Raw genomic sequence first — 12993 nt, forward strand, 5'->3', positions numbered from 1 at the left:
AATGGCGCAAATGTGCACTTCGCCTTTTTACCTTTTGACTTGATTTTCAAGCCGGTTCACCGCACTCAACACGGCTTTAATCGAAGCCAGACTGATGTTGGAATCAATTCCAGCCCCAATTGATTCACGCCCGCCGATATCCTTGATTCTTACGTAAGCTACCGCTTTTGCGTCGGCGCTGTGCCCTATCGCGTGCTCCGCATATTCATCGACGCTGAAATCAAGACCGGTATGCTGGTTCACCCCTCGTACAAAAGCATCGACCGGACCATTTCCCCATGCTGAAAAAGCAATACCATGACCACCCCGATCGAGAACACACTGTATGGTTGTCGATACTTCGTCATCACGCTCAAGATCCCTGTCCTCCCAGTTGATTGTGCATTTTTTCATGGAATAGGTTTCATGCAACCTGATATACTCGTCATGAAAAAGATCAAGAACCTCTTTCGGCAGAAGCTCCTTACCGTTCTGATCAACCTTTGACTGAACAACAGCTCCGAAAGAAGGCTGCATCCATTTGGGAATTTCATAACCGAAATCATTTTCCATAATGTACGCAACCCCCCCTTTCCCGGACTGGCTGTTGATTCTGACTATAGCTTCGTAAGAACATCCTACATCCTTCGGATCAATAGGCAGATAAGGCACATCCCACAGATTCTTCCCTGATCTCTTAAATGCTTTCATGCCTTTGCTGATAGCATCCTGATGAGACCCTGAAAAAGCAGTGTAAACCAGTTCTCCGGAATAGGGCTGGCGTGGATGAACAATCATTCGTGTAGTCCTGCAGTAAACTTCACGGATATACGAGAGATCGGACAAATCCAGCTCCGGGTCAACGCCTTGCGTGCAGAGGTTCAACGCCATAGTAACAATGTCGAGATTGCCGCATCTTTCCCCGTTGCCGAAAAGCGCGCCCTCTACCCTATCGGCTCCGGCCATAACGGCAAGCTCAGCCGATGCAACAGCCGTTCCGCGGTCGTTGTGCGTATGCACACTGACAATCACCGCACGCCTGTCTTTGATGTTCCTGCAGAACCACTCGATACGATCGGCAAAAATGTTCGGAGTCGACATCTCGACTGTCGAAGGTAAATTGATGATGATCGTGTCGTCCTCCGATGCCCCCCATTCATCCATAACAGCATGACAGACATCGAGCGCGTAATCGAGTTCGGTTCCCGTAAAACTTTCGGGACTGTACTGAAACCGTATACCTTTGTTCCCGGAAGCCTCCTTGAGCTCCCGCACAAGTCTGGTTCCCCGGACAGCGATATTCTTTATCTCTTCACGATCCATTCTGAAAACAACATCCCGCTGCACGGTGGAGGTTGAATTGTACAGGTGGACAATTGCGTTGTTCACCCCTTCGAGGGCATCGAATGTTTTACGAATGAGGTGCTCCCTTGCCTGTGTCAGCACCTGTATCGTCACATCATCAGGAATGAGGTTTTCTTCGATCAGCCTTCTGACAAACTGGAACTCGACCACAGCAGCGGATGGAAAACCAACTTCTATCTCTTTAAACCCGATATCAACAAGCAGTTTAAACATATCGAGCTTTTCTTCAACGCTCATCGGAACCGGCAGTGCCTGATTGCCATCTCTCAAATCAATGCTGCACCACAGAGGTGCTTTGATAATCCTGTTATCAGGCCACGTTCTCTCCGAAATGTCCACCGCCGGATAAGGCTCATACTTTTCATAGTTCATAGTTGCCATTTTCCCATTTTTAATTTTCATTCATAACGAAAAAAGCCACCAACCTTCGTGAGGCTGGTGGCTTCCAATGCCGAAACTATTCTTTTATGGAATATTTTAAAACACACCTTCCCCACGACCCTCTTCGTGCAATAGAAGAAGCCCTGTTGATAGTAGTAGGGTATGTAGTGTCATTCCATTCATGTTTAAATATACAAAAACCATTGTATCCTGCAACCGGAGACATTGCTACATAGTTCCATCGATGATTCCGTTGGCAGATTAGCCTGCTTTCAAACGCATCAGCAAGCGGTTCCGCTTGTCGAAAAGTTCAAGCGTTTTTCCGGTTATTTTCCATCCCGATGCTTTTCTGAGCGCACCAAGAAATGCCTGTTCGACTTCGCCCGACTTGCCTGGACATGCCATACGAGTTGTCGACAACCTCGAAAACGAAAGTGTCGTCGTACCTTTCGTATACGTCCCCATAAGGCTGTTACAACCGGAAAACCCCTTGATGCTGCCACCATAGAGCGACAACACGAGATTAGGCACTTTTCTCACGCCCTTCAATACCTCCTGACTGCCGGCAATGGATATCACACGCCAGGATGTCCCACGAAGCATCACTGCAGGATGCCCCGGGTCTTTGCAGGTTCCCCCCGGGCTGAATCGCTTGAACTTCTGAACGATAATATGTTCACGCGGCGCCGCGTTGGCACTGGGTTTTCGCATGACAAACCTTCCTTTCAGAGTAGCCAGTACAGGCTTGCCCGCTCCAGGTCGTAATGCCAGATACCGCTTTTTGACAGAAGCATCCGACGACTCGAAAACAAGCGGATAACTTTTCCCGGTCTTACACTCTTTGAATGTAAAGGTACCCGCCGTAGAAAGAAACATGCCATTCATCGTCATCGGACCGGCCAGCATATCGACAAACGATCTTTTTCTAAGGCTGTAATCCAACTTTGAAACAATTTCATTCCCCCTCTGGTCAAGCATTGTTATCTCTTTGCCGGATACATAGCGAAACTGCAGCGGCCACTTTTGCCCGTTATCCAGCACCAGGCGGTTGCCTTTCCTTGACCATCGGCCAAGATCATATTCTACCTTGTTTCCACCACCCTGAACACCGATGGAAACACGCTTCATGCGAAACGTTTTGTTATCAAAGAGTGTAACGGTAAGCTGCTTCGACCGGCAGTCGGAACAGGGAATGGTTCCAGAATAAGTAATATTTCCAGCAGATGGCTTTACATCCGGCTCCGTGATCTTCACCCCACATCCCGAGATGATAACCAGCAGTAAGAGAGACAAAACAAAAGCGACATTACGCATAACAAACTCCGTTTATCGATACCTGTACAACATTGAGTACACGAAACTATCCGCATAGTATAGAGAATAACCATTAAAATCAATAGCCATCTTTCAGTGTTTTACGCATCTCTTCAGGAGTTACTCCCGTCCAGATATGAAATGCCCTGAAAAATGAATTCGGCTCCTCGAAACCGAGAAGAAATGAAATCTCAGCTCCTGATAGCCTGGAAGTTTTCAGATAATATGTCGCCAGCTCCTCCCTTGTCTTGTGTAACAGTTCCTGGAAACTCATCCCTTCCTTCTTGAGCCTTCTCTGCAGAGTTCTCGTACTGATAAACAGTTTCTTCGATACCGCTTCAACAGAAGGAGATCCTCCGGGAAGCAGCTCCAAAAAGACTGCACGAACCCGCTCAGCGATTGTCGCAGAATCTTCCAGCTCCGAGAGCCGTTTTTTCAATCCCGGCTCGAAGAACTCCCACATTTTCTCGTTCGACGTCATGAATGGCTGTTGCGCATCCAGCGCACTGAAAATAATCTTTGGAAGTCTTGCCTGCCGAACCGGAACACCGAAATACCTCGTGTAGTCACCTTCCGGCACCAACGGCAACGGTGCAAAAACATCAAGAGGATACACTTGTTGCCTTGTGGCTATTCGAGCCAACTGTACGAAAAAAACCAACTCGACGGCAACAAGTGACGCCGGGGGTTCATTGGCGGTATCCAGCCATTCTATCTCCAGCACGGTTGACTGATCAGTGATATCGATATGCAACGCCATTGGACAAAGCAGCTTCTTATGACGGGCAATTCGCTGCAAGGCAGTGTTGAGGTCGGGACTACACAAGGCGGCAAAAACCGGCGGGTCGAACACTTCGACAGAGAGAGCCTCGCCTATCCTGAGCGGAAGCCGCGGGTCGTTTGCCGATTCCTGCAATGCATACCAGAATCTGAAATACTCGTAGGTATCCAGAACTGCGTTTTGCCGTGAAAAAAGATCTTCGGGCAGCTCTGCTCTTCGAAGTACCTCGATCGGATGGATCCCGAGATCACTCAGAAGAATTTTCCATCCCGGACTTACGGTAAAAACGTTACTCCCCGACATATGCCAATCCTCTCTTTTTTTAAAACTCTCACAGTACGCCCTTGATCCGGGTATCGTTCAGTTCTTGTCAGCGATACGAATACAAGGCAAACGGAGCACAGAAAGTGCTCCTTACCTACATGGTAACGAAAAGCACCTCACAACCCGAATTGTGCTTTTATCTCTGCAATGAAGTTTTCATCATCGAGATTCTTTCTGTTTTCGAGAATTTCGACCGCGTCCTCCCCGGCGGTATAACGCAACCTGTTCGAGCCATCGGTTACCGCTTCATAAATCACCCGGGCCACAACTATTGGCTCGGAATGCCTGCTGAAAACAGTTTCAAAGCTTTTCATGAGTTGACCGATGACCTCCTGGTATTCGGCTATACTTTCGTCATTTTGAAAATCAAACGATCTACCGGCAAAATCTGTTGCGATAGCACCAGGCTCCACAATTTTGACTTTGCAGCCGATTTGCGACAACTCATAGCTCAATGCCTCGGATATTCCTTCAACGGCGAACTTGGTCCCATGATACAATGCACCTAAGGGAAATGTCATCCTTCCACCTATAGAGGAAATATTGACCAGCGTTCCGCTCCCATTATTCCTGAAATGAGGAAGAATCGCCTTTGTCACATCCAGCAATCCAATGACATTGGTATTGAACTGACGAACGATATTCTCCCTTGGAAAAGCCTCCAGAGGCCCGTAAGCACCATAGCCTGCGTTGTTGACCAGCGCATCGACCCTGCCGAACGCCTTTATACCCGCGTTGACGGCGTTATTGATGGAGTCAACATCCGTTACATCGAGTTTTTCCACCAATACATGATCGAGCGTCGTTAGCTCCTCTTCCTTCTCGGGAGTACGCATGGTGGCAACGATGTTCCACCCTTTCTGATGAAAATAAATTGCAGTCGCTTTTCCGATGCCACTGCTCGCCCCGGTGATCAAGACTGTGTTTGCCATGTTGTTCATTTTACTTATTGTTTGCATGATGTGCAGGCTGCACTGACGTGCCCCTTCTCCTTTTATGCTCAGTATAACGCAGGCAGACGTAGCAAAAACAATCCAATCGCGCCAACAGAATCACCAAAAGCGCCAACAATTTTGGAAGGGGAAAAGTACGTGTGGAACCCGTGCTCTGCCGTATGGAAAGTGAGGGGAAATAAAAAAAGGAAGTACAGTATGAAATGCACTTCCTTCTCTATGCTCCGCGAGTAGGTCTCGAACCTACATCCCGACTCGCCGGTATAACTCCCGCATGCTATATCTTGATTTCACCCGAAACGATTCGGGCGATCATCAACTTACTTTCCCAGCTTTTTATCCTCCTTTCAATCGCGAGCGCTTCACTGCGTCGGGGTAACGTTTCATGAAAATCATTTTCCACGGCCGATAACGAGCGGTAAACCTCGTCTCCTGGCTATTGTGAAATTCAAGGCAACGAGTCGGATCAGAAGAAACGCCGACGTAATAAACGTTCCGCGCTTCCCGATCCCAGAATATGCAGCGCAAAGGTTTTTATATTGATCTTGCTGTTTCCCATCCGATCAAAGCCTTTTTTCTCGCTGCTCCCCAACGGTATTGATGAATTTTCCCAGATTTTGCAATCACACGATGGCAAGGGATGAGGTAGGCTACAGGATTGATCGCAATGGCGCTGGCAACTGACCGAAAGGCCTTGGGATGGCCAATATACGAAGCGACATCCTGATAACTTACAATACAGCCCATGGGAATGTTTAACAAGGCCCTCCATACATTGATTTGAAAATTGGTTCCCTTGATCTGCAAATTAAACGGGTGTACGCTTTTCTGTCGATCAATTTTAAATATATCATTAACGATTGGGCAAACGGCCGTCGGATTCTCAATAAACTCGGAACCTGGCCATGTATCGAACAACTGACCCAATGTTTCGGATCGTTCTCCCGACTCTACAAACCCAAAAAAACATATCCCCCGCTGAGTGGTTGCCAACAGACACTCACCTAAAGGCGAATCACAGACACCATACGAAATCTGTAAGCCTGAACCCTGTTTTTTAAAATCGCCCGGCGTCATCGCATCGAAGGTAATGAATAAATCGTGGAGGCGACTAGGACCTGACAAACCTGCATCCAAGGCGGTTTCAAGTAGGTTTTTCGACTCGATCAATCTTTCTTTAGTGTAGTCAAGCGTTATAAACTGCATGAATTGGATCGGGCTTATCCCAGCCCACCGCTTGAAGAGCCTTTGAAAATGATACTTACTTAAATGAACGCTCTTCGCCATCTGATCCAAGGTCGGTTGAGATTTAAAATTTGCTTCGATGAATTGAATTGCTTTGTTCAATCCGTTGGAAGTCCTCGGACTGCTGCGAATAATCATATGTATTCATTTCAAACCTTTTTCATTGCTAACCCACCATCATAATACTGAACTATAGCAAAGACACCCACCCGAATCTTGCTATAAAATTCAGCAACATTCGGGTCGCAGCGTTCCCCCGCAAACACGTATTATTGAAGCACGCAAACAATGTGACAAGTTTGGTAGGCTAAGACAATTAATCGGGGGGATACATGAAAGCACAGAAAAGTGTACGAATGTCCGAAGCAGTTAACCACGTAATGGGATTTCATGAATGGGTTCTTATCGTTTTATTATCAATTCTATGGGGAGGCTCTTTTTTCTTTGTAGGTGTGGCCGTCAAAGACTTCCCACCTTTCACTATAGTACTCTGCCGGGTGGCCCTCGCATCGGTTATTCTTCTGGTCGTCATATATGTAAAAGGGAATACAATGCCATCATCGCTGGCTTTGTGGGGTGGCTTTATCGTCATGGGTGCGCTGAACAATTTGATTCCTTTCAGCCTGATTGTCTGGGGACAAACCCATATAGGTAGCGGTCTTGCAAGTATACTAAATGGTACAACACCAATATTTAGCGTTATCCTTGCCCACTTTCTGACAAAGGAAGAACGACTGACAACGAACCGGATGTCTGGTGTATTGGTCGGCTGGGTAGGTGTCACAGTATTGATCGGAATCGATTCACTACGCAACTTTGGTATTGAAATGCTCGGGCAATTTGCCGTTCTTGGAGCCGCTTTTTCATATGCGTATGCGGCAATTTATGGGCGTCGTTTTAAAGGCCTCAGCCCGCTTGTCGTAGCTACCGGAATGCTGTGTGGTTCTACGATTATGATGACCCCTATGGCGCTGTTTATTGATCAACCATGGCATCTATCGCCTAGTGGCTATACAATGATAGCGCTCTTTGGATTGGCTGCTATCAGCACATCGCTGGCTTACATTATCTATTTCAGAATATTGGCCACTGCTGGACCGACAAATCTCCTGTTGGTTACCTTATTGATACCCTTAAGTGCCATCTTACTTGGTATCATGGTTTTAGGAGAACGACTGGAATGGAATGCATTTGTTGGGATGGGCCTGATATTTATTGGCTTGATCGCGATTGATGGACGCTTACTGAAAAGGTTTAAGCGCAAAGAAACGGCTTGGTATTATAAGATATAAAAGAAATTTTTAATCCCTCAAAAGGACTGGCTATGGAATATTGCCTGTAGTACCCAATCAGAGCAGGACACTACTAACTCCTCAATATACCTGAGATTAATCGATTATGGGAAAATTGGAAAGGATGAGCCCGATGGCGTAAGTCGGAGAAGACAGAGCAGAAACGACAAAACCCCGTGGGTTGATCCCCGCGGGGTTTTGCGTTAAATAAGAGCCTCTGATTTCAGCGGATAGAATTTTTGCTCCGCGAGTAGGGCTCGAACCTACATCCCGACTTGTCGGGATAACAGCCAGATGCCCTACTGATTTTAAATAAAAAAAGGGAGGCATGTTGCTTTTCACAATACCTCCCTTATCCTTGTGCTCCGCGAGTAGGACTCGAACCTACAACCCTCTGGTTAACAGCCAGATGCTCTACCATTGAGCTATCGCGGAATGGCTATGTTTTTCAGTCGCCTCTTTCGAGGGTGAATAATATACACCTCTTTTCAATATTCACAAACCGAATTTCTGCTATTTCAGCTTAAAAAATCAAAAAAACCGAAGAATACTCTCGTTTTTTTCTTTTTACCGGTAAGATTTTGTAAATTCGGGTTCTTTTATTACAAAGGGCACAAGATACGATGAGCAAGGAGAAGGGCGTGATTGAGATACGAATCGCCGGGCTAAGCGAAGGTATATATGAGTATGACTTCACCTGCAAGGCTTCGGACTTCAAAAACCCTGAACTTGCAGAGCCGGGATTCTGCAATGAAATCGATGTAAAAGTAGTTGCAAATAAAACCGACAACGAAATCATTGTCGATATTGTAACGAAAACCGTTGCGGAACTAACCTGCGACATCTGCCTTGCGCCATTAAAAAAAGAAGTAGCCGGAACATACAGGGTATTCTTTGTTTTCGATGAACCCGGCAGCAATACGGAGGGTCTTGATGAAAATTTCCGGATACTCGACAGAAACGCATCCGGTCTGGACCTTACTGAAGACGTTCGCGAAACCCTGCTTCTTTCGAAGCCACTGAAGGTTGTCTGCACAGGTAACCCTGAATGTTCGGTGTATCATGATGATGAACCAGACAGTCCTGAAGATGAGCCGCAAGCAGAAAGCCCGTGGCAAGAATCGTTGAAAAAACTGAAGAACAAATATCACTAAGAATTTTGTAATAAACACTTATTGTTATGGCGACACCTAAATCGAAAGTATCAAAGTCAAGACGGGATAAAAGGCGCGCTCAGTTTACTGCTCGTAGTAAAGCTGCAGAAACCGTAGTTTGCCCGAATTGCGGCGAACCAACACTTCCTCATCGCGCCTGCCGTCACTGCGGTCATTACCGTGGCAGATCGGTAACAAAAAAATCTTCGAACAGCTGAGCATAACATAACCGAACTCCAAGATGTTGACAATTGCCGTTGACGCAATGGGTGGAGATAACGCTCCGGAATGCGTTGTAGAAGGAACGATAAAGACTCTTCAGGAAGCGGGAAACAGGTTGGAAGTTTTGTTGATTGGCCAGAAAGAAAAAGTCGAACCTCTGCTCGATCAGTATGACACAAAGCATCTCAACCTGCGGTTCATGCATGCCCCCGAAGTGATCACAATGAGTGATGTTCCGGCTATTGCCGTCAAAACCAAGCAGAATTCATCACTTGTCAGAGGTCTGATACTATGCAAGGAGAAGAAAGCTGATGGGTTTGTCAGCGCAGGAAATACCGGGGCGCTCATGGCCGCATCACTGTTTGTTCTCGGACGTATTCCCGGCGTCCTTCGACCTACCATTGCAGCTTATTTTCCAAGACTCTCTCCCGGCCTGACCAATGTTGTCGATGTCGGAGCGAATGTTGACTGCAAAGCGGAACATCTCGTTCAGTTTGCCGAAATGCTGACCATTTATCAGCGCGACGCCGCCGGTATGGAAAAACCTGCCACCGGTCTCCTGAATATCGGCGAAGAGGAAAACAAGGGCTCGGACCTTTTGAAACAGACCTATAGCCTCCTCAAGGAAGCCGATAAAAAAAACAGGATCAACTTCATTGGTAATATAGAAGGAAATGACATCCTCTCATCCAAGGCTTCCGTGATTGTCTGTGATGGCCTTGTCGGCAACACCTTGTTGAAGTTCGGGGAAAGCATTCCTCATTTTTTAAGCTCCATATTCAAACCGTCCATCGAAAAACTGGTTGCATCCGGTCAGCTCGATCTGAAAGCGGCCGAACTCGTCGGCACAGCCTTCAAGGCCATGTTCCTGCCTTTCGATGTTGAAAAGTTCGGTGGGGTACCGTTCCTCGGAGTCGATGGAATTTCGATTGTAGGGCATGGACGCTCCTCGGCAAAGGCGATCATGAACATGATTTTTATGGCCGAACACATGATCGACAAAAAGGTAAACCAGCATATTGCCGAAGCTCTGGCGGAAAAGTGACCGGTATTCGGCAGAACAGCACCAGAGCCTTTGTAATCTATCAAACACTACAGCCTGCATAATCAGGAAGACTTCCTTTAGATTCTAACGTCAATGTATATGAAAGCAGTAATCACCGCGACCGCAAAATATCTTCCTGAAAGCGTTTTAAGCAACCATGACCTTGAACAGATACTTGATACCAGTGATGAATGGATTCGTACCCGGACAGGGATACGTGAGCGACGAATACTGAAAGATCCTGAAAAAGCCACGTCGTTTATGTGCAGCGAGGTTGCTTTGCAGCTCATCGAAAAAAGGGGTATTTCCGCCGATGAAATTGATCTGATCATTGTAGCGACCATGACTCCCGATATGATGTTTCCCTCGACGGCATGTCTTGTCCAGAAAAACATTGGCGCCTCGAATGCTTGGGCATTCGATCTTTCGGGCGCTTGCTCCGGCTTTATTTACGCCCTCAACACCGGTGCACAGTTTGTAGCAGCAGGAACTCATAAAAAAGTTCTGGTTATAGGTGGAGAAAAAATGTCCGCCGTTATGGATTATACCGATCGAACAACCTGCGTTCTTTTCGGTGATGGTGCCGCAGGAGTCTTGATCGAGCCGGGAACAGATGAAAACTACGGCCTGCTCGATTCCAGGCTCTACTCTGACGGTAGAGGGGGCGCCAACCTCTGTATGCCCGGTGGAGGAAGTCTAAACCCCACGACACATGAAACCGTAGACCAGAAACTTCATTATTTGCAACAGGATGGACGGCAGGTATTCAAATCAGCAGTTGTTGCCATGGCAGATGTTGCGACGGAACTCATGACCCGCAACAACCTTACCGCAGAGGATGTAGATTACCTTATACCGCACCAGGCGAATCAGAGAATCATTCAGGCAACTGCAGAACGCATGGGAATTGACCTGGAACAGGTATCGATCAATATCGACCGTTACGGCAACACTTCAGCGGCAACCATACCAATCTGTATCGCAGAGCTCCATGAGGAAGGCAAGCTTCAGAGTGGAAACAACCTTATTCTCGTCAGCTTCGGTGCGGGATATACCTGGGGCGGCATTTACATCAAATGGTTATAAACCCGGGCCATCTGTGCCTCACTTGTTTTATCCGGTAGAGGATATACATTGTCAAATATATTATTTGTAACAGAGAAAACGTTTCATGAAAGCATTTGTATTTCCGGGCCAGGGCTCACAGTATTGCGGCATGGCCGAAGATATTTTCCAGCAGTATCCCGAAGCCCGAAACCTGATGGAGCGGGCAAATGAAATTCTCGGCTACTCCATCACCGACATCATGTTCAACGGCAGCGAGGAGGTTCTTCGTGAGACACGTTATACTCAGCCGGCAATCTTTCTTCACAGCATCTGTGCCGCCACTCTTCTTAGCAATACAGATGTTGCCATGACTGCAGGTCACAGCCTTGGAGAATATACCGCACTGTGCTTCGCCGGTGCGATGTGTTTTGAAGATGCCCTCCGAGTTGTCTCAAAACGGGGAGAACTCATGCAGAATGCCGGAACACTCAACCCCGGAACCATGGCGGCAATCATCGGCATGAGCAACGAAGCTCTCGAAGATCTTCTCGCAGAGACCAGGGCTTCAGGAGTCGTTCAGGCTGCAAACTTCAATTCTCCAGGCCAGATAGTGATTTCCGGAGAGATCGGGGCAGTAAGAAAAGCTGTCGAGCTCGCTCCGTCAATGGGTGCGAGAATGGCAAAAGAACTTGTTGTTTCAGGAGCGTTCCACTCTCCTCTCATGAAACCCGCTGAAGAGGAACTGAAAGCGTCTCTTGACGAAATCACCATTAACAATTCCCGCATTCCCGTTTGCATGAATGTTGTAGCACAGCCGATCACAATGGCCGACGAGATACGCAAAAACCTCGTGCTGCAACTGACAAGCTCTGTTCGATGGGCTCAATCGGTTGAAGCAATGATTGCGGGAGGTATAACGTCGTTTATTGAAATCGGTCCGCAAAAAGTTCTTCAGGGTCTGGTGAAAAGAATCGACCGGTCAGTCACCATCAGTGGCATTGATAATGCGAATCAGGTAGCTCAATGCCTCGCAACGAAGCAAGAACAGTAATGACAAGACATAAACAACCGGAAAAAAATTATGTTTGAAGGAAAAAACGCCGTTATCACAGGAGCGGCAAGAGGTATCGGCCAGGCAATAGCTTTAGACCTTGCCACAAAAGGAGCGAATATTATCATTTGCGACCTGCAGAAGGAATGGCTCGAAGAAACAGCCGCTGCCGTGAAGAAAACCGGCAGAAAAGTTAGCTGTAAAGAGCTCGACGTCACAAACCACGATACAACACAATCGGTATTCCAGGAGATTGCATCCGAATGCGGAACCATAGACATCCTTGTCAATAATGCCGGTATAACCCGTGATGGCTTGCTTATGCGTATGAGTGAAGCCGACTGGGATGCCGTGCTTGCGGTGAACCTGAAAGGCACCTTTAACTGCACCAAGGCCGTTAGCCGAACCATGATGAAACAGCGCTCTGGCGCAATCGTCAATATTGCCTCGATTATCGGTATTGCGGGAAATGTGGGACAAGCGAACTACAGCGCTTCGAAAGCAGGTGTCATAGCCTTTACAAAGTCCATAGCCAAAGAACTTGCCTCGAGAAATATCAGAGTTAACGCTGTCGCGCCAGGCTTTATCACGTCAAAAATGACCGATGCGCTTTCTGATGACGTTCGTGAAAGCATGCTCAATGCCATTCCTTTGAAACAGTTCGGTACTCAAGAACAGGTTGCCGGCGTCGTGTCTTTTCTTGCAAGCGACCAAGCGGGCTATATTACAGGTGAAGTCATAAACATCAGCGGTGGCATGGTTATGTGATTTGGCAGAGGCCACTCTGATTTGTATATTGCCGGACATTTTTTTAATTGTTTTTAATGAAAACGAATAATT

13 protein-coding genes and 1 tRNA gene are annotated in these 12993 nt (G+C 47.1%); 7 read left to right on the forward strand and 7 right to left on the reverse strand.

Going from position 1 to position 12993, the window contains the following annotated elements; all coding sequences use genetic code 11:
• Positions 1-27: 27 nt before the first annotated feature.
• The 6 genes from leuA to CR164_RS04045 form a co-directional block, all read right to left on the reverse strand.
• Positions 28-1725 carry a 2-isopropylmalate synthase gene (gene leuA / locus CR164_RS04020; protein WP_110022627.1) on the reverse strand — a complete coding sequence of 566 codons (1698 nt, stop codon included), beginning with the start codon at positions 1723-1725 and terminating at the stop codon, positions 28-30.
• Positions 1726-1986: 261 nt separating this feature from the next.
• Positions 1987-3039 carry an META domain-containing protein gene (locus CR164_RS04025; RefSeq protein ID WP_110022628.1) on the reverse strand — a complete coding sequence of 351 codons (1053 nt, stop codon included), beginning with the start codon at positions 3037-3039 and terminating at the stop codon, positions 1987-1989.
• A 79-nt stretch (positions 3040-3118) separates the two neighbouring features.
• Positions 3119-4123, reverse strand: a complete 1005-nt coding sequence (locus CR164_RS04030; protein WP_110022629.1) for an AraC family transcriptional regulator — start codon at positions 4121-4123, stop codon at positions 3119-3121.
• A gap of 137 nt (positions 4124-4260) precedes the next feature.
• On the reverse strand, positions 4261-5076 hold the full coding sequence (locus CR164_RS04035; RefSeq protein WP_110022700.1) for an SDR family oxidoreductase: 816 nt from the start codon (positions 5074-5076) through the stop codon (positions 4261-4263).
• Between the two features lie 357 nt (positions 5077-5433).
• On the reverse strand, positions 5434-5625 hold the full coding sequence (locus CR164_RS04040) for a GIY-YIG nuclease family protein (protein WP_239994454.1): 192 nt from the start codon (positions 5623-5625) through the stop codon (positions 5434-5436).
• A 6-nt stretch (positions 5626-5631) separates the two neighbouring features.
• Entirely contained in the window at positions 5632-6444 is an 813-nt protein-coding gene (locus tag CR164_RS04045; protein ID WP_204901785.1) for a methylated-DNA--[protein]-cysteine S-methyltransferase, read from the reverse strand.
• Positions 6445-6674: 230 nt separating this feature from the next.
• On the opposite strand from CR164_RS04045, the gene CR164_RS04050 reads away from it, so the two are divergent.
• Positions 6675-7634 carry a DMT family transporter gene (locus CR164_RS04050; protein ID WP_204901786.1) on the forward strand — a complete coding sequence of 320 codons (960 nt, stop codon included), beginning with the start codon at positions 6675-6677 and terminating at the stop codon, positions 7632-7634.
• A 363-nt stretch (positions 7635-7997) separates the two neighbouring features.
• On the opposite strand, the gene CR164_RS04055 is transcribed toward CR164_RS04050, so the two are convergent.
• Positions 7998-8069, reverse strand: a tRNA-Asn gene (locus tag CR164_RS04055).
• A 188-nt stretch (positions 8070-8257) separates the two neighbouring features.
• Between CR164_RS04055 and CR164_RS04060 the strand changes: the two genes are divergently transcribed.
• The 6 genes from CR164_RS04060 (at position 8258) to fabG (ending at position 12921) form a co-directional block, all read left to right on the forward strand.
• A complete protein-coding gene (locus CR164_RS04060) occupies positions 8258-8788 on the forward strand; it encodes a YceD family protein (protein ID WP_110022631.1) in 531 nt (176 codons plus the stop codon).
• Positions 8789-8814: 26 nt separating this feature from the next.
• Positions 8815-9006 carry a 50S ribosomal protein L32 gene (gene rpmF / locus CR164_RS04065; RefSeq protein WP_110022632.1) on the forward strand — a complete coding sequence of 64 codons (192 nt, stop codon included), beginning with the start codon at positions 8815-8817 and terminating at the stop codon, positions 9004-9006.
• 23 nt (positions 9007-9029) lie between these two features.
• A complete protein-coding gene (gene plsX / locus CR164_RS04070) occupies positions 9030-10055 on the forward strand; it encodes a phosphate acyltransferase PlsX (protein WP_110022633.1) in 1026 nt (341 codons plus the stop codon).
• A 99-nt stretch (positions 10056-10154) separates the two neighbouring features.
• Positions 10155-11141: a beta-ketoacyl-ACP synthase III gene (locus tag CR164_RS04075; protein ID WP_110022702.1), complete on the forward strand. Its 987-nt coding sequence runs from the start codon at positions 10155-10157 to the stop codon at positions 11139-11141.
• 85 nt (positions 11142-11226) lie between these two features.
• Positions 11227-12153: an ACP S-malonyltransferase gene (gene fabD, locus CR164_RS04080; RefSeq protein WP_110022634.1), complete on the forward strand. Its 927-nt coding sequence runs from the start codon at positions 11227-11229 to the stop codon at positions 12151-12153.
• Between the two features lie 30 nt (positions 12154-12183).
• On the forward strand, positions 12184-12921 hold the full coding sequence (gene fabG / locus CR164_RS04085) for a 3-oxoacyl-[acyl-carrier-protein] reductase (protein WP_110022635.1): 738 nt from the start codon (positions 12184-12186) through the stop codon (positions 12919-12921).
• Positions 12922-12993: the final 72 nt, after the last annotated feature.

This window comes from Prosthecochloris marina, assembly GCF_003182595.1.
Classification (GTDB): domain Bacteria; phylum Bacteroidota; class Chlorobiia; order Chlorobiales; family Chlorobiaceae; genus Prosthecochloris; species Prosthecochloris marina.